This is a genomic window from Streptomyces rishiriensis (assembly GCF_003112535.1).
GTDB classification, from domain to species: Bacteria; Actinomycetota; Actinomycetes; order Streptomycetales; family Streptomycetaceae; genus Streptomyces; species Streptomyces rishiriensis.
In genome coordinates this window covers 201,992-220,504 of sequence record NZ_BEWA01000001.1, presented here as the reverse complement: position 1 = coordinate 220,504, position 18,513 = coordinate 201,992, and the positions used below count along the sequence as shown (strand labels likewise).

Annotated in this window: 9 protein-coding genes and 1 pseudogene; all 10 read left to right on the top strand. The window is 70.0% G+C overall.

Annotation, left to right across the window (positions count from 1 at the left end):
• Positions 1-44: 44 nt before the first annotated feature.
• Positions 45-212 (top strand): annotated as a pseudogene (locus tag Sri02f_RS43985) (transposase domain-containing protein); the annotation flags it as partial.
• Positions 213-231: 19 nt separating this feature from the next.
• Entirely contained in the window at positions 232-636 is a 405-nt protein-coding gene (locus Sri02f_RS42455) for a hypothetical protein (protein ID WP_245970270.1), read from the top strand.
• A gap of 421 nt (positions 637-1,057) precedes the next feature.
• On the top strand, positions 1,058-2,341 hold the full coding sequence (locus tag Sri02f_RS01050) for a glycosyltransferase (protein ID WP_108999151.1): 1,284 nt from the start codon (positions 1,058-1,060) through the stop codon (positions 2,339-2,341).
• A gap of 38 nt (positions 2,342-2,379) precedes the next feature.
• Positions 2,380-3,333 carry a UDP-glucuronic acid decarboxylase family protein gene (locus Sri02f_RS01045; protein ID WP_218029834.1) on the top strand — a complete coding sequence of 318 codons (954 nt, stop codon included), beginning with the start codon at positions 2,380-2,382 and terminating at the stop codon, positions 3,331-3,333.
• Positions 3,334-3,343: 10 nt separating this feature from the next.
• Entirely contained in the window at positions 3,344-3,532 is a 189-nt protein-coding gene (locus Sri02f_RS01040) for a hypothetical protein (RefSeq protein ID WP_108999149.1), read from the top strand.
• 86 nt (positions 3,533-3,618) lie between these two features.
• On the top strand, positions 3,619-5,367 hold the full coding sequence (locus tag Sri02f_RS01035; protein ID WP_108999148.1) for an ABC transporter ATP-binding protein: 1,749 nt from the start codon (positions 3,619-3,621) through the stop codon (positions 5,365-5,367).
• A 156-nt stretch (positions 5,368-5,523) separates the two neighbouring features.
• Positions 5,524-7,764, top strand: coding sequence for an MMPL family transporter (locus Sri02f_RS01030; protein ID WP_108999147.1), 2,241 nt, complete (start codon positions 5,524-5,526; stop codon positions 7,762-7,764).
• 59 nt (positions 7,765-7,823) lie between these two features.
• Positions 7,824-9,119, top strand: a complete 1,296-nt coding sequence (locus Sri02f_RS43980) for an acyltransferase domain-containing protein (RefSeq protein WP_373865054.1) — start codon at positions 7,824-7,826, stop codon at positions 9,117-9,119.
• Between the two features lie 341 nt (positions 9,120-9,460).
• Positions 9,461-10,582 carry an SDR family oxidoreductase gene (locus tag Sri02f_RS01015; RefSeq protein ID WP_108999146.1) on the top strand — a complete coding sequence of 374 codons (1,122 nt, stop codon included), beginning with the start codon at positions 9,461-9,463 and terminating at the stop codon, positions 10,580-10,582.
• A 174-nt stretch (positions 10,583-10,756) separates the two neighbouring features.
• Positions 10,757-18,277, top strand: coding sequence for a type I polyketide synthase (locus tag Sri02f_RS01010; protein ID WP_108999145.1), 7,521 nt, complete (start codon positions 10,757-10,759; stop codon positions 18,275-18,277).
• Positions 18,278-18,513: the final 236 nt, after the last annotated feature.

Below are 18,513 nucleotides of genomic sequence, written 5' to 3'. Positions count from 1 at the left end.
CCTAGGGCCAATGCCGTTGCAATAGCTCGCGGGCGTAGGCTGTCGTGTGCTCCCCGGGGGTGGTGCGGGTGTCTGCGGACGTCGGTGGATTATCGGGCTTGGGGTGGCTGACCTGGGTGTATCCGTCCGGGTTAGTCGATCGTGGGGTGGCCGCTTGCGGTCGTGCGGAGCAGCGCAGGCGTCTGTTGCCGTCCCGGTTGGTGGTGTACTTCGTGCTGGGACTACCGGCTGGTGACCAGCCTGCTCGATGCCCGCCGTTATCCTGCCCGCCAGCCGGCCGCGCTCTATCACGAACGCTACGAGGCAGAAGCCGTCTTCGCCGAGCTCAAGACCCATCAACGCGGCGCCCGCACCGTGCTCAGCAGCAAGACGCCCGACGGAGTCCTGCAGCAGATCTGGGCGCATCTGCTGGTCCACCACGCCCTGCGCGAACTGATGGGCAGAACCGCCGCCACCCGGGGCCTGGATGCCGAGCGGGGACCGGCGTCCCACCGCGGTGAGCACGACGGCCCGCAGCTCCGCATCGGCGGCCACCAGCCGGGGCGTGGCCGCGCCGAGTCGGGCGACCCAGCCGCGGAGCGCGGTCACTTCGCGCTGGTGGAAGCGGTCGTTCTGGCCGGACAGCTGCTGAGCTGAGCGAAGAAGTACCTGAACCTCACCCCCCGTCGGGCACGGGCTGGTCGTGCTCGTCGAGGAGGAAGTCAGCCCGGCACCTGCACCTCGCCGGCATCGGTCTGGCCGCCATAGGCGGAGTCCGCCCAGACGATGGTGGTCTCCGGGTGCATCGGCCGCAGCCTGAAAGGTACTTCCTTCCTTGACGAACAGCGGCAGGCCCTCGGTCTCCACGACCAGGCGCCGCTTGCTGCCATTGTCTTCTTCGCCACGTCGTAGCCGCAGCTGCCGTGCTTTCACTCGGTCCAGTGAATTCGACCTTCGCTTTTCCTCCCGCCCTATCCGTTGAGGCCGCGAGCGGTGCTCGAAGGTCGCGGGCCAGGCCGTAGCCTGAAACGGGCCGTGTTGTCCGGGCAGGGTCTGCCGGTTCAGAGAAAGCGAATTGATGTCGAAAAAAATTACCATCGTTTCGGTAGGGCTTCGCGGAGACATTCAGCCGCTTGCCGCGCTAGGTGTGGCCCTGAAAGGCCGGGGTTTCGACGTGCAGATGATCGGAGCCGCCCGTTATGCGGATACGGTCCTCGGCACCGGAGTCGAATACAGCGCTGTGCAACCGGACCCCGAGTCGCTGCTCATCACGCCTGACGGGCAGCGACTGCTGGAATGCGGGGACAACCCCATGGCGTTCGCTCGCTGGATGCGGCAGATCGGCGGGCCCGCCGCGGACCAGCTGTTCCAGGCAATCTCCACGGTCGCGCGACCGAGTGACTGCGTCATCTACTCACCCTTTGCGGTGCCTGCGGAAAGCCTCGCGGAGTGTTGGGGTGCCAGCTCTTTCATGGCCTCGTTCGTACCGGTCCGCCCCACCCGCTTCTTCTCTCCGAGCGGCCTCGGCCGTTCCCTGGGATCGGTGGGGAACGTGTGGGGTGCCAGGCTCGCCGAGCAGGCGATCTGGCAGGTGTTCCGCAAACGCGTCAACGCGTGGCGCACGGACACCCTGCACCTTCCCCCGTGGCCGTTGCGAGGCCCGTTCGGTCAATGGCGCCGGCAACTGCGGCCCACGCTGTACTGCTACAGCCCTTCGGTGCTGCCGGCGCCCCCTGACTGGCCGCAGAGCGAACACGTCACGGGGTACTGGTTGTTCGACACGCCTTCTGGCTGGGAGCCTCCCCAGGACCTGGCGGCGTTCCTTGAAGTCCAGGGTCCACCAGTCGTCTACGTCGGATTCGGCAGCATGATCACCGACGACCTGCGGCGTCGTCACCAGCTGGTGCGTAGTGCCCTTCGCATGGCTGGTGTGCGGGGCGTCCTGCTCGGGAAACCCGACGTGACACCTTCCGACGACCTCGTCCACGTTGTCCCCGGCGTTCCGCACGCCTGGCTCTTTCCCCGGATGGCCGCGGTCGTTCACCACGGAGGAGCCAGCACCGTCGGCGCCGGCCTGACCGCGGGGATTCCCACGGTCACATGCCCCCACTTCTTCGACCAGCCGTTCTGGGGGTCCCTCGTCCACGCGCTGGGCGCGGGACCTCGCCCGGTCCCGGCTCCTGACCTGACCGCCCAGAACCTGGCGGAAGCCATCAAGCAGGCTGTGAACGACCCGGACATGCGCCGCCGGGCCGAACGGCTCGGTCACCGCCTGCGAGCCGAGTCCGGTATCGAGTCGGCCTGCGACATCGTGGAGCGCTCCCTCGACCAAGCGCCGAGCCCGGTCTCGCTGACCAGCTGACGAAGGACGAACCAGTGAAAAATTCCGGAACCGTCGTCGTGGCCGGCGGGGCGGGCTTCCTCGGCTCCCACCTGTGCCGCCGCCTCCTCGCCGACGGGCACGGGGTCGTGTGCGTGGACAACATGAGCACCGGCAGACTGAGCAACGTCGAGGACCTGACTGCAAGCCGCGATTTCCGGTTGCTCCATGGGGATGTGGTCGAACCCATCGACCTTCACGGCGATGTCGAAGCGGTGTGCCATCTGGCGTCCCCCGCCTCCCCGCAGGCGTACCTCGCCCATCCCGTGGAGACGCTCCTGGCGGGATCGGCCGGCACGCGTCATTCACTCGAGCTCGCCCGGAAGAAACAGGCACGTTACCTCCTGGCCTCGACGAGCGAGGTGTACGGCGACCCGCAGATCCACCCGCAGCCGGAACACTATTGGGGACACGTGAACCCGATCGGGCCACGCAGTGTGTACGACGAGGCCAAGCGCTTCGCGGAAGCCCTCACCACCGCCTACCTCCACACCCATGGTGTGGACACGAAAATCGCACGCATCTTCAACACCTACGGTCCGGGCATGAGGGCCGACGACGGCCGGATCGTCTCCACGTTCATCCGGCAGGCCATGGAAGGTGAACCCATCACCGTCCACGGAGACGGCCGTCAGACCCGGTCCCTGTGCTACGTGGAGGACACCGTGGAGGGATTGGTCCGCCTGCTCCGCTCCCCCCACCACGGTCCGGTAAACATCGGGAACCCGCGGGAGCTGAGCGTGCGGCGCATCGCCGAGATGATCCGGGAGGTGACCGGGTCCCGATCCTCGATCGTCTCGCTGCCCAGGATGGTTGACGACCCCGAAGTCCGGTGCCCCGACATCGGACTCGCCTTCGACATCCTCGGTTGGGCGCCTTCCACCACACTGGAGCAGGGACTGCAAATCACTGCGGACCACCTGGCCAGGGAACCCGGACCGCAGTTCGCGGCCGCCGCGACGTCTCAGTCGTAAGGCCCCACGCATGCGCGCAAACCGCTCGGGTCGCGGCGTTCACCCGATCAACGACCTGGACGGCCTGATGCTCTACGACGTTGAAATGGCGGTCGAACTGTGGAAACCCGGTCTTCCCGAGCAACTGCTCCAAGGACTGCTGGACGCCTACGCGCAGTCCGTCGAGTACCCGCCCGAACACGTTGACGAGCCGCTGTAGCCGAGGAGGAGGGCACCGCCCATGACGACCGCCTACCGGTTCGTCCGAGACCGACCGCGGCGGGGAAGCGCCGGCCGGTTCCGTCGATGAGTGCTCGTAGCGCGCCGAGCAGCCTGCGGCCGGTCACAGCGCCCGAAGCCACGCCGATCCTGAGCCCGGTAGGCCTCGCGCGAGGCAGCCGCGCCTCGCTGACCCTCGCCGCTGTGCTCGCTTGGTGCTCGACTGGGATCTTCCTGGCCCTGCCCTGGGCGCTCAGTGGCACGGGGGCCGCGCTCGTCCGCGGGGAACCGGTCGTCGGCCCCGTTGCCGCACTGACCGCGCTGACACTGGCCGCATACGCCGCCCAGACCGGCTGCGGGCGACTGCTGGCCCGGGCCGGGGAACGCGTCGTACTGGACCTGCGCGGGCGGCTCACCCACCACGTGCTGCGCCTGCCACTCCACGACGTCCGCGCGCGGGGAGCAGGTGACCTCAGCGCACAGGTCATTTACGACACGGCACAGGTGCGTGCGGCAATGGAGTCCGGTCTGGTCCACCTTCCGGCGGCGTCGTTCGGGGTCCTCGCCATCCTCACGGCCATGACGCGCCTGGACCCGCAGCTCACTCTCATGACCATCGGCTCGTTCACCCTGGTCGGCGGACCACTGGCTGGTGTGCTGGCCCGCACCCGGCGCGTGGCAGCCGCCCAGTTCCAAGCGCTTGGCCGTCTGAACCAGCGCCTCCTCAATTGTCTGCAGACGCTGGTGACCATCAAAAGCTACGGCTACGAGACCGCGTCCGCAGCAACCCTGGAGCGCGCTGCAGCGGACTACGGCGCCATGTCGACCTCGGCCACTCGGTTGCAGGCGGTCGTGGGCCCACTCGTCGGGCTGGCCCAGCAACTGGCGCTGACGCTGGTCACGGTGACCGCTGCGCACCGAGTCGGCAGCGGAACTCTCTCCCTGGAGGCATCCAGCACGTTCTTCTTCCTCCTGCTCTGCCTCGCCTCTCCCGTGACCGTCATCGCACTGGGCGCGGGGCAGTTGCGTACCGGGCAGGCCGCCCGCCTCCGGCTCGCGGCCTTGCTCGCCTCCCCAGTCGAGGCAGACGCGCCGTCACCACCCGGACCCGCGCGCCGGCCTCCCGCCCCGACCGGCGGGGCGGTGACCTTCCACGACGTCACCTTCGCCCATCCCGACTCCGCTCCGGTACTCAGGAACCTGTCCTTCACCGTCCCGGCCACCGGTCTGACGCTCCTCGTCGGCCCGTCGGGTGCGGGCAAATCCACAGCGCTCGAATTGATCACCCGCCTACTGCGCACCGAGCAGGGGAAGATCCACGTCCTAGGGCAGGAGGTCGGCTCATGGCGACTCTCACAGCTACGCCGTCGCGTCACCTACGTGGAGCAGAATGCCACCGTGTGCGAGGGCACCGTCAGGGACAACCTGCACATCGGATGCGGCCCGCAAACAGACGATGACGTGCTGTGGAGCACGCTCGACGCGGTCGGGCTGGCCGAGACCGTCGAACGACTCCCGGAAGGCCTCGGCACTGTGCTGGGCGGCGGCCGTGCGCTGTCCGGTGGGCAGTGCCAACGGCTGTCGCTGGCACGCGCCCTGCTCACCGACGCCGATCTTCTCGTGCTGGACGAGCCGACCTCGCAGGTGGACATCGCCGGCGAACAGCACGTGTTCAGGATCCTGAGCCGCTTGGCCGCCACGCGGCCGGTACTTATGGCCACCCACCGTCCTCACTCGGTGCCGGGAGCAACCCACGTCATCACCATCGCGCCTCCAGCACCCGTCCAGGCCAATCGACGCCGCTCCGCATGGTCGCGTGAGCCGACCTCGTCGTGACCTCGAGCAGTCGGCCGCTGCTTCTCGCCCGCGGAGTGGGACCGGGCGCCGTACTCAAGGGCCGTATCCCTTACGTCGGTCAGGCGTTGGAAAGGGCCGGAGCCGTCGACCGTGTGCCGACAACCCCCCTGGCCTGCAAGAGGAGTGGTTCAGTCAATGACCGACAAGAGAACCGAGAAGGGAACGGATGTGCTCGGCGCAGTCGCGCGGTGGTCGTTCCGGCACTGCCGACTGGTACTCGGCTCGGCGGCCTGCCTGTTCGTGCTCTGCGCCCTCGTGGCGAGCCTGGACACCCAGTGGTCCAACGGCGGTGTCATCGCCGACGGCACGGCCGCGCAACGAGCCGAGAGGGCTGCTCAGCGTTTCGGGGCGGGCACGCCGGATCTGGTCCTATACGCCCGCTCCGGCCGTCCCGTCGACTCACGCGAGGTGGCGGAGCAGGGTCGTCTGCTGACTGAGCTGGCCGCCCGGTCTCCGGGGGTCGCGTCCGCATTGTCGTACTGGAACACCGGGGCGGATCCGCTCCGTTCCACAGACGGCCGGGGCGCGCTGCTGCGTATCGATCTCAAGGGGGGCGAGTCCGAGACGGCCCGCACCGCGCGAACCCTGGTACCAGTCCTGCGGGCCGCCGCTCCCGGACTCGAACTGTCGGTGAGTGGTCCCGCATGGATCAACGTCTCCGCTACCGACCAGGCGGAGCGCGATCTGTTGCATTCGGAACTGTTCACCCTGCCGGCAGCATTCCTTGTCTTGACGCTGGCCTTCGGTTCGCTGAGCGCGACGCTCGTACCCCTGGGGATTGGTCTGATCGCGGCTTCGGGGGCGCTGGCTCTGCTGGCGCTGGTGACCCGCCTGATGCCGGTCTCGGTCTTCGCCGTCAACCTCAGCTGCGCCCTCGGCTTCGGCCTGGCCGTCGACTACGCGCTGTTCACCCTCTCCCGGTACCGGGAGGAACGGGCCCGAGGTCTGGATTCGGAGGCAGCCATCGGGCAGTCGATGTCCACCACCGGTCGTGCCGTGATCTTCTGTGCCCTGACGATGGCATGGTGCATGGCGTCACTCCTCGTCTTCCCACTGGGGTTGATCCGCTCGCTGGCGATCGCCTCGCTCGTCGTCGTGGGGTTCTGCACGATGGGCACCCTGCTCCTGGTTCCCGCCCTGGTGGCAGCCCTGAGCGGCCGACTCGACGGCGCAAAACCGTCCCTCCGTCTGCCCTGGCGCCCCCGTGCCACCCATCTGTCCGGCAGTCCCTTCTGGCGACATGTCGCGGTCGCAGTGACCAGGCGGCCCTTGCTGTGGGCGCTGGCCGGGTCCGCTGTGCTGCTGGGGCTGGCGCTGCCTGTCATCGGACTGCGGCCCGCCCTGATGGATGAGTCCATCCTGCCTCCTCACGCCGAAGCTCGGACCGCTGCGGAAGCCATCCGCACGGACTTCGCCCACTCGCCCGACCGGCAGTTGACGGTGGTCTTGCCACGGACGGACCCAGTGACCGAGGCGACCCAGCTGGACTCCTACGCCCGGCACCTGGCGGCGTTGCCCGGCGCGGCTCGGGTGAGCACGGAGGCCGGTGACTATGCCGACGGGCGGCTCACCGCCACACGGCACATCGACACGGGCGGGGGCCGACGGCGCGCGACACTGGTCGTGGTGTTCGCGGAGGACTCCGCCCAGTCACCGCGCACCACCGCTCTGGTCGAGGCGGTGCGCGCCACCGCCCCACCAGGACCGGCGCAGGTCGCCGGTGCCGCCGTCCATCTCGCCGACACGAGGCAGGCTGTGACGCGAGCCCTCGGCTGGTGGTCGGCGCTGATGCTCAGCGGTGTGTTCGTCGTACTCTTGACCTTCACCCGAAGCCTGCTGGTCGCGGTGAAAGCCGCGGTCCTGGGCGGCCTCAGCATCGGGGCGGCGGTTGGGCTGATGGTGCTGCTGTTCCAGCGGATGCATGTCCTGGGGCCTCCGGCCGGCGGAGGCGAGAGCACGCTGGAGATCACTATGCCGCTGCTGGCAGCCGCCCTGGCATTCGGTCTCTGCGTGGACTACGAAGTCTTCCTCGTCTCGCGCATGGCAGAGGAGTGGCGACGTACACGGCAGAACACCGCTTCCATCGTGACCGGTATCGAGCACACCGGCCGGTTGTTCACCGCCTCTGCCCTGGTGGTCGCCGTGAGTATGGGTGCACTGATGCTGGCTCAGATCAGTCTCCTGGTCGTCTTGGGTGCGACGATCGCCGCGATCGTCCTCCTGGACGCCAGCATCGTGCGAGGCCTGCTCGTCCCAGCAGTGATGCAGTTGGCGGGCCAGGCGAATTGGTGGGCACCGGCCCTTCGTCGGCGAACGCCGCCCGCACATCGTCCCGTCATGACCGAAACCCGAGGACAACCAAGCGCTGGTGAATGAGGGGGCGAGCCGGAGAGTGATCGCGCGGCCGGGAGGTCACCCATCCGTTCGGGACGGAGGTGCGGTGCCCGATCATCTACACCCCTGACGGGCAGGTGTCCGCCCATGTCGCTGGCGCGGACGGCTATTTCGGCTACGCCGGTACCTTCGAGTGGCTGGGTGACCGTGTGGTCCACCGGACGTTGGTCGGCGGCGAGCCCGGTGGACTGGGGCGCACCTGCTCCGCAGCGCCCATCTGGCGGCCGGCCGCCTCACTCTCCGCTCACTTCCTGACGACAACGGACAGATTCTTGGCACCGTCTGGCAGCGGATGCCCCTCCGTCCGGCCACAGAGGCGGAACGTTGATGCCCGGCACGGGGCACCTGCCCCACGACGGCCGTGGCAGCGCGGTCTTCCTCTTCCCGGGTCAGGGCGGCGATCCGCGCGCTGCCCTGCACCACTGGTACCACCGCCACAACGGGGGCTCGGCTGCCGCCCAGGCCGTGTTCCGCGATGTGACCGACCGCGTTCTCGACACGATCGATCGGGTGGCGGCGCGTACGGGTACGGGCCGGTCCGCCCGGCCCTGCTGGAGCATTCCCAGCCGGACCCGCTCCCGTACGGAGCGGTGCCGCTGGCCCACTTCGCGGTCTCTGTCGCCCTCACCAGGGTCCTCGCCGCCTCCGAGATCGTCCCACGACTGATCGTGGGGCACAGCCTCGGCGAGTACGCGGCCCTGGTCTGCGCAGGCGCGTTCACTCTGGCCGAAGGGGCGCGGCTAGTATGCGCGCTCAACGACGCCTACCGTGATGTGGTCGGGCGTGGCGGCTTGGTCCTTGTCGACGCGGGCGAGTCCGACACCGAGGCGCTGCTGGTCGGCGCCGGCCGCACCAACGTGGCGGTGGCATGCGTCAATTCGCCCCGGCAGGCCATGGTCAGTGGCCCAACCGAGGCTCTTGACGCCCGCTCTCCCTCACAGGCCCCGCCGTTCCCCGGATGTGGCGCCTCCCCGTTCCCTACGCGGCCCACCACTCCGCGCTCCAGCCCGTTCACGACCACTTCCGGCGTGGGGTGGCAGATCTGCGCCCGCGGCACCTGCGCATCCCGGTCCACCCGTCCAGGGGCGCGCCCGCACCGACAGCGACGACCTGACTACGGCCCTCGCCGTCTGCTTCACCAAGCCGTCCGCTTCACCGACGCCCTCGGTCGGCTCACCCCGCTCGACGAGCGGCTGTTGGTCGAGGCCGGGGTGGGCGACAGTCTCAGTGCCTGCGTTCGCGCCGCACTCCCCGGCGCTCGCACCGTCGCCCCCTCGTTGACGGCACTTGGCTCGCCCGACACCTGCTCACCGGCCCTGATAACTGCGGCCAGGTAGGGGTCCCGGTAGTACACGCCGAGAAAACAACGGAGTAGTGCCTGACCTGGGGCAACGGGGACGGGGGCGGTCGGACGGTGCTACCGGACTCCACCGCGGCGGCTTGCTCGTCGGCGGCGAAGGCCTCTCACCCCGCACGAAGCACAGCGCCTCACGGCGCAACTCGAAGACGATGTAGGCCTTGAGCGCCGCCGCGGCGTTCGCGTGGACGTCTCGTACGCGCGTGGTGCGCGTCAGCGGACAGACCTTCGGCGGCTCACCGGGAAAAGCATTCACCCATGCGTGTTTGATTGATTACTCTGCGTTTTGTCTTTATGGGACAGGTGGGTCATTGTGGCAGCGTGACTGTTCTGATCACTGGTGCGTCAGGGTTTGTGGGTTCTCGTCTTGCATACGCGCTACTCGTGGAACGGGGGGAGCGGGTGGTGTGTCTGGTGCGGGGGAGTCTGGCTTCCGCGTATCGGCGTGTGAGGGAGACAGTCGGCGCGCACGGCGACCTCTCGCCGGAGGAACGCCGGCGTCTGGTGTGTGTGAGCGGTGATGTGACCCGGAAGTGGCTGGGCATGTCGGCGGCGGAGCACACCCGTCTGGCCGGTGAGGTCACCGGGGTGTGGCACTGCGCGGGTGACATCGCGCTGGCGGGGGAGCGGGAGCGGCTCTTCCGGGTGAATACGCACGGCACGGCGAATGTGCTGCAGTTCGCGGAGCTGACCTCTTCGCACTGCCGGGTGGTGCACGTCAGCACGATGGCCGTCGCCGGCGGCCGGCGCGACGGCATCGTGCTGGAGGATGACCTGAGTGACGCCTACGGCTTCGAGACGCATTACGACGCCTCGAAGTATGAGGCCGAACTGCTGGTGCGGGGCTGGGCGCAGCGCATGCGACGGCCGGTCGTGGTGCTGCGGCCCAGCATCGTCGCCAGCGACGCCATAGCCCCGGGGGCTGCGGCGGGTCATCCGGTGGCGGTGTTTGGGCAGATGATCGACGTGGTGGCGCGCGAGGGCGCAACGGGCATCCCCGGTCCGGCGCAACGGACGCATTCCCTCCAGCTGCGGCTGCGAGTGTCGCCGGACGCGACGTTCAACATCGTCCCCGACCAGTACGCCACCCGGGCCATGCTCCGCATCGGCCAGGACGCCCTCCTAGAGGGTCCGGGCGCGCGTACCTTCCACGTCGTGCATGGGAAGCCCACACCGATCAGAGACATCATCGGCGTCATCGAGGCGCAACATCCGCTCCTGCGCGTGGAGTGCGTCGACGACCTGCTCGATCCGACGCCAGCGGAGTCCTTCATCGCTGAGCACTTGACCGGGTTCTTCGCCTACTGCCGGCACCGGCGTACCTACGACCGCACCCACGCTCTGGCCGCCACCCCGGGACTACCCGAGCCCGTTGCTGTCGATGTCCCGTACCTGCGGCGTGCGCTGGGCTTCCAGGACGCACCGCTGGCCACCACCTCCTGAGACGCCGGTGCCTGCGCAGCCCCTTGCACGCCCGAGAATTCCCCGGCTGCCTGCCCTGAGTCGAGCGCAGGGTGCCACCCCCTGCTCTTGAAGAGCCCTAGGTAGGGCTCCTTCGCTCGCACCCGCTCCTCTCCTCTCCTGTCTGCCTGATCACACATGCCCGGAGCGCTCTCTATGTCTTTCCGTGAGTCCCTGCTGCCCGATGACGCGATCGCCGTGGTCGGCACCGCCTGCCGTCTTCCCGGCGGCATCAACGATCTGGACGATCTGTGGGCGGTTCTCACAGCCGGGCGCGACATGGTCACCGAGGTGCCCGCCGACCGGTTCGCTGCCGCTGACTTCGTCGACCCCGACCGGCGCCGGCCAGGCCACTCCTACACCGCAGCCGGTGGCTTCCTGGACGATGTGGCGGGCTTCGACGGGTCCTTCTTCACCGGTATCTCCGCCCGGGAGGCGTCCCGGATGGATCCGCAGCAGCGGTTGCTGCTGGAGATGGCGGTGGAGATGCTCGATGACGCCGGCGTGGACCCGGCCGGCCTGGAGGGGTCGGACACGGCAGTGTTCGTCGGCTGCTCCAGCCGCGACTACGGCGAGCTGCAGGCCGCCGGGACGGACACAAGTAACCCCTACACCATGTCGGGGATGGCCGGGGCGATCGTCGCCAACCGGCTCTCGCACTACTTCGACTGGCACGGCCAGAGCATTGCGGTCGACACCGCCTGCTCCTCGGCGCTGACGGCCCTGCACCAGGCGTGCGAGCACCTGCGGGCGGCCCGGTCGCGCGCGGTGGTGGCCGGGGGTGTCAATGTGCTCCTCAGCCCGCAGCTGTTCGCCGGGTTCTCCAGTGCGTCGATGCTCTCGCCCACCGGACGGTGCCGGCCGTTCTCGGCCCAAGCCGACGGTTTCGTACGGGCCGAGGGCGGCGGACTGGTCCTGCTCAAGCGTCTGGCCGACGCGCGCGGGGACGGCGACCGCATCCACGGCGTGATCGTGGCCAGCGGCGCGAACAACGACGGCCGCACCCCTGGCCTCGCCCTGCCGAGCAGTACCGCCCAGCAGGCCCTGCTACGCGACGTCTACGAGAGGGCCGGGCTTGTTCCCGACGACGTCGCCTATCTGGAGGCCCACGGCACGGGCACACAGGCCGGGGATCCGCTGGAGGCACAGGCCATCGGCCGTGCGCTGGGCCGGGGGCGCAACCGGGGCGCGCTGCCGATCGGGTCGATCAAGAGCAACCTGGGCCACATGGAGGCCGCCTCCGGCATGGGCGGGCTGTTCAAGGCAATGCTGGTGCTGCGCCACCGGCAGGTGCCGGCGACCCTGCACGCGGAGGACCTCAGCCAGCAAATCGACTTCGACGAACTCAACGTGCGGCCCGTCACCCGCCTGGAGCCCCTCGAGCACCCCGGGATGGCGTTGGCGGGGGTGAACTCCTTCGGGTTCGGCGGCGCCAACGCCCACGTGGTGTTGGCCGACCCCGAACCTGTCGGCGCCCCCCGCAACCGCGGTGGCGTCTCCCGGGGTTCCCGGGACCACACCGGTGAGCCCCACAGCGCTTCCTACGCCGGCCGATTGCCGGTCGTGGTCTCCGCCCGCACCCCTCAGGCACTCACCGCGAGCGCCGAACGTATGGCTCAGCACCTGCAGTTCACCGCCGATGACGACTTCTACGATGTCGCCTACACCTCCACCGTGCGCCGGGGTCGTCACGAGCACGCCGCGGCTGTGCTGGCCGCCGACCCACAGGAGGCAGCCGAGGCTCTGCTGGCCCTGGCCGAAGGACTGGTCGACGGCCCCGGCGTGAAGGTCACCGTTCCAGAGCGCCCCGGAGGCCTGGCGTTCGTGTTCAGCGGGAACGGCTCGCAGTGGGCCGGCATGGGCGCCGATCTCCTGCGCCACGAGCCGCTCTTCGCCGCAGCAGTGAGCGCCGTGGACGCCGAACTTCACCCCGCTCTGGGCTGGTCGGTGACCCGAGCGCTTCAGGAGGGATCCACCGGCCTGGAACGCACTGAGGTGGCCCAGCCGCTGCTGTTCGCCGTGCAGGTCGGCCTCCTGGCCCTGCTGCGCCAACACGGTGTGGAACCCGATGCTGTCGTCGGGCACAGCGTGGGGGAGATCGCGGCCGGGTATGCGGCCGGCTGCCTTGATCTGGCCCAGGCCTGCCACGTGGTGGCCGTCCGCAGCCGCGCACAGGGCGCCACGGCCGGCAGCGGCCGGATGGCCGCGGTCGGGCTGGGGGCCAAAGAGGCCCGGAAGGAGCTGGCCGCATTCGGCGGCCTCCTGGAGCTGGCCGGCACCAACACCACCCGCGACGTCACCATCGCCGGCGACGCGGCCGCACTGTCAGAGCTGGGCCGTCAGATGGAGCTGCGCGGGGTGTTCTTCCGCGAACTGGACCTCGACTACGCCTTCCACTCCCGGCACATGGACCCTGTCCAGCAGCAGATCCTCCACCCGTTGCGCTCCCTGCGCCCCCGCCCGGGTAGGTTGCCCCTGGCGTCCACGGTCACCGGCAGCATCATGGGCGGCGAACAGCTGGATGCCGAGTACTGGTGGCGCAACGTGCGCGAACCGGTCGCCTTCGGTGACGCCGTCACCGCGCTCACCGACAACGGCTGCACCCAGTTCCTCGAAGTCGGCCCCCACCCGGTGCTCTCCACCTACCTGCGCCGCCTCCTGCCAACCCTGTCGGCTCACGCCACCCTGCGCCGTGACGGCGACGGGCCGCTCTCCGTGCGGCGCGCCGCAGCCTCTCTCATCGCCGTTGGCGTCCGTCCCGGCAACCGCTGCCTCCCCCACCCGGGCCGGGTGGTGTCCCTGCCCGCCTACCCCTGGGAGCGGGAGCGGCAGTGGAACGGCTCGCCCGACTGGTGGGCGCACATCCCCCAGGACAAAACCCTCATCCACCCGCTGCTGGGCCGGCGGGCGGCGGTGGCCGAACCGGCCTGGCATCAGCAGCTCAGCACCGTCAGGCTGCCATGGCTGGCCGACCACCAGGTGGACGGAACCATGGTGATGCCCGCCACCGCGTACCTGGAGATGGCCCTGGCCGCAGGCCGCCAGGCTCTGGCCGCACCGTGCGAGGTGAGCGGCCTGGACATCGTCCGTCCCCTGGCGCTGCCCCGCAGCGACAACCCCTCGCTCCTGGTCCTGCAGACGTCAGTGTCGGCCGAGGACGGCATCGTCCTGATCGCCTCCCGCACCGACGCCGCCGGCGAGTGGACCCTGCACGCCCGGGCCTGCGTGCGCCGCCTGATCCACCCGGCCCCCCAGACGCACAGCCCCGCGCCCGCCCGTCCCACCGGCAACAACCCAGGCCTCGACCCGGACGGTGCGCTCCGCATCGACGCCGCGGTGCACTACACCCACACGGCCCGGGCCGGCCTGGAATACGGTCCGGCCTTCCGGGTCCTGACCGACCTCAGCGTCAACCCGACGTCCGTCCGCGCCCGCTACCAGCTCCCCGAGGCCGCCGCTCGCCACTGGCAGGACTTCCAGGCCCACCCCGTGATCATGGACGGAGCTCTGCAGGCAGCCGCCCCGCTGCTGGCCCAGGCCGCCGGAGGGGGCATGTTCCTCCCCACGGCAGTGGAGAGCCTGCGCGTGTGGCAGCAACCGGCCGCCCAGGGTGAGATCCTCGTGTCCCTCCAGCACGTGGTGGGCGCCGACGCCGTCGTCGACGTCACCGTGCTCAACCAGGACGGCACCACGGCCGCAACCATGACCGGCTGCCGCCTGCACGCAGTCGCCCCCGGCCGCCCCCTGCAGGAACTCACCCCCATCCTGCGCGCCGCACCACAGGTTGCCACTCTTACGGAAACCGACGGCGCCGTGCCGCTCCCCAGCCCTGCCAGCACCGTCACGGCCACGGCCGCAGCCCGGGCAGCGATCGAAGCAGAACTGGCCGACGACTACCGGCACTTCGCCCCTCGGGCGAAGAACGCCGCCGCGCACTGGGGCGCCGCCGCCTTCCGCCACCTCCTGCCCGACGCCACCGACTTCGGCCTGGACGAACTCCTGCACGCCGGCCTGCGCCCCCATTACGCCCCCTACATGGCGTTGATGGCAGACCTCGCCGCCAGGGCGGGACTCCTGCACCCCGACACCTCCCAGGCAGACGGTCCGCGCTGGCAGTTCACCGGCCTCCCCGCCGACCCCTTCACCCACATGCGGCAGTTCGCCCAGCAACACCCGAACTGGATCACCGCGATCGCCGTCTTCAACCGCTGCGGCGCGCACCTGGCCGACATTCTCACCGGCCGCACCGACCCCCGCCAGCTGCTCTTCGGCGAAGCCGACCGCCACCTGGTCGAAGCCTTCTACTCCGACACCCCCCAACTGCGTATCCATACCCAGTTCGCCCGCATCCTGCTCCAGCACGCCCTGCAGGACTGGCCGACCCACCGGCCACTGCGCATTCTGGAAGTAGGTGCCGGAACCGGCAGCTTGACCGCGGCCCTGCTGCCCGCCCTGCCGCACCAGCTCACCCACTACACCTACACCGACCTCACGGCCGCGTTCTTCCCGCGCGCCCAAGCCCGCTTCATCCGGTACGACAACCTCGACTACCGAAGCCTCGACCTCAACCAGGACCCCACAGATCAGGGCTTTGCCCCGGGCAGCTTCGACCTGGTCGTCGCCGCGAACGTCCTGCATGCCACCGCCGACCTGAACGCCACCCTCACCCGCCTGTCCGGCCTCCTCGCCGACGGCGGGCAGCTGCTGGCGGTGGAGAGCCACGACGAGGACATCCTCGGCCCCTGCTTCGGACTGCTGCCCGAATACTGGTCCAACACCGACACCCACCTGCGGTCCAGCCCCCTGCTGCCCCGCGAGAAGTGGGCACCGCTGCTCGCCGGGTGCGGCTTCGACCAGATCACCATCTCCGGCAGCACCGACGAAGAAGCGGCCGGCGACTACTCCGTCCTTCTCGCCCGCCGCTCACCCGCCCACCCCACCAGCCCCGAAACCCGCCCGGCCGGTCACGCCCAACCGGCCGCGACCGACACCGCGGACAGCACCAGTTCCTGGCTGGTCATCGCCCCCACCGCTGACCGGGAGCTGGCCGCCGCCCTCACCCGTACGCTCCCCGCAGCCGACCTGCTCCTCGTGGAGCCCGACGCGGACACCTGGTCCCTGTCCCTGGACGCGGCCGCCGCCAGCCGCATCGTCGTCCTGTCCACCACCACCGACACCGGCCGCTCGGCCGCACAGGCAGTGACCCGCATGGCGGGCCTACTGAAAACCGCGGCCACCGCCGCCACTGCCTCCGGCCCCAGCGAACCGCACCTGTGGCTGGTCACCGCCCCCACCGGCCTGCACGGCACCCCAGAAGGGCTCGCCGACCCGCACGCGGCCGCACTGTGGGGCATCGGGCGGGTCATGGCGAACGAGCACCCCACCCTGACCGTGCGCCGCCTCAGCCTGCACACCTCATCCGACACCGCCTCCGATGCCGCCCGCATCGCCGCCGAAGTGCTGCATCCCAGCACCGAGGATGAAATCGCCCTGAACCGTCACGGACGCTTCACCCCGCGCCTGCACCCCCTCAACCCGCCCACCCACCCAGCCTCCGACGGCGAGGGCTACCGCATCGAACTGCGCCGCCCCGGCCGCGCACACCAGCTCGCCTGGATCGCCGACGACCCCGGACGGCCCGGACGCGGCGAGGTCCTGGTCCAGGTGCGGGCCGCGGCGCTGAACTACCGCGACGTCATGCTCGCCGAGGGCATGCTGCCGCCCGGTGCCGAACCGGCCACCGAAACCGGCCCCCGTCTCGGCCTGGAATGCGCCGGCACCGTCACCGCCATCGGCCCCGGCGTCACCACCCTGGCGGTAGGCGACCGTGTCTTCGCCTTCGGCCATGGCACCCTCGCCTCCCACGTCCGAGTCCGTACCGAACAGGCCGGACACATCCCCCCCGGCATGACCTACGAGCAGGCCGCCACCCTGCCCGCCGTCTACCTCACCGTCCAGCACAGCCTCGAGACCCTCGCCCACCTCCAAGAGGGCGACACCCTCCTGGTCCACGGCGGCGCCGGCGGCATCGGCCTGGCCGCCCTGAACTACGCCCGGCACGTCGGCGCCCGCGTGATCGCCACCGCAGGCAGCCCCGCCAAACGCGACCTGCTGCGCACCCTCGGAGCCACTCACGTACTCAACTCCCGCGACCTGTCCTTCGCCGCACAGGTACGAGAGGCAACCGGCGGACGCGGCGTCGACGTCGTCCTCAATTCCCTGGCCGGCGAAGCCATCGCCCGCAGCCTGGACTGCCTGACGCCCGGCGGGAGGTTCATCGAACTCGGCAAGCGCGACATCTACGCCAACGCGCCCCTGCTGCTGCGCCCCTTCTGCAACAACCTCGCCTACTTCGGCGTCGACATCACCCGCCTGATCGCCGACACCCCCGCACAGGCAGCAGACGCCTTCCGCACCGTCACCTCGCGCATCAAGGACGGCACGTACCGGCCGCTGCCCCACCAGAGCTACCCCGCCCCCTGCATCACCGACGCCGTCACCGCCCTGCGGCACTCCCGCCACCTCGGCAAGGTCGTCATCACGTTCAGCCCCAGCATGCCCGTCGCCGTCGAAGAACCCGACAACCCGCCCGTCCTCGACGCCCAGGCCACCTACCTGATCACCGGAGGGCTCAGCGGGCTGGGCGCCGCCACCGCCCGCCACCTCGCCGCCCGCGGCGCCCGCCACCTCGCGCTCGTCTCACGCCGCGGCGCGACCGCCCCCGAAGCAGCCAGCCTCCTCGCGGATCTGCACCGCCTCGGCGTCGACGCCCACGCCCACGCCCTGGACGTCACCAACGCCGCAGCCGTGGAAGAGCTCCTGGAGGAGGCCGATCGTCAAGGGCACCCGGTGCGCGGCGTCGTCCACGCCGCGATGCACCTGGACGACGCCCCCCTACAGGACCTCGACGCCGAACGGTTCACCGCAGTCCTCGAACCCAAAATGAGCGGCGCGGAAATCCTCGATCGGCTCACCCGCGACCGGCAGACGGACTTCTTCATCGTCTACTCCTCCGTCGCCGCGCTGATCGGCAACATGTACCAAGCCCCCTACGCGGCCGCCAACCTCCACCTGGAAGCACTCATGCGCGCCCGACGCGACCACGGCCACCCCGGAATGGCTCTGGCATGGGGCGGCATCTCCGAGACCGGCTACGTCATGCGCCACCGGCTCGCCGACACCATCGCCCGCTCCGGCATCGGCCTCATCACCCCCGCCACCGCCCTCGACGCGCTCGACCGCCACCTGCACCGCACCACCTGCCAGACCGTCATCGGCGTCATGGACTGGGAGCGCCTCACCCATCTCCTTCCCGCAGTGACCGCCCCCCGCTTCACCGCGCAGATGACCGGCAGCAGCGACCGCTCCAGCCGCGCCCGCGCCCAAGACCTGCGCCAGCAGCTGAAGGCGGCGGACGACGACGAGGCCCGACTGAATCTGATCACCTCCACCCTGACCGAGGTGGCAGCCCACGTCCTACAGACCAGCCCCGACCGCATCAACCCCAGGGCCAACCTCACCGACCTCGGCCTGGACTCCCTCATGGGGGCCGAGCTGAAAGTCCTCATGGAGCAGACCTTCGCCTGCGAGCTACCTCTGATGGAACTGATGGCAGCCGGCACTGTCAACGGCCTAGCCCAGCGCCTCCACCTCGTCCTCAGCCCCGCCCCCCACTGAACCCACGCGCTCAGGGGCCCTCACACGAAGTCCCGCCGGAAGGCCCCTGACCGCCAGAACACGTGCGCACCAAGGACCTCAAGGGTGGCGTGCGGTGAATCGACACCGCCCTCAACTACGCCACGGGCCAGGCGCAGACCCTGCTGGCCCCGGCCCTGGCCGCCCGCCCGTCCCTGCGGATCGCGACGAAGGCCGGCTACTTCACGGCGGCCACCGGCGCCGACGCTGAACGCCGG

Excerpts from the sequence above, each read along its gene's own strand:
- Sri02f_RS01050 (WP_108999151.1), top strand. The coding sequence starts at position 1,058 with ATGTCGAAAAAAATTACCATCGTTTCGGTAGGGCTTCGCGGAGACATT.
- Sri02f_RS01040 (WP_108999149.1), top strand. The coding sequence starts at position 3,344 with ATGCGCGCAAACCGCTCGGGTCGCGGCGTTCACCCGATCAACGACCTG.
- Sri02f_RS01035 (WP_108999148.1), top strand. The coding sequence starts at position 3,619 with ATGAGTGCTCGTAGCGCGCCGAGCAGCCTGCGGCCGGTCACAGCGCCC.
- Sri02f_RS01030 (WP_108999147.1), top strand. The coding sequence starts at position 5,524 with ATGACCGACAAGAGAACCGAGAAGGGAACGGATGTGCTCGGCGCAGTC.
- Sri02f_RS01010 (WP_108999145.1), top strand. The coding sequence starts at position 10,757 with ATGTCTTTCCGTGAGTCCCTGCTGCCCGATGACGCGATCGCCGTGGTC.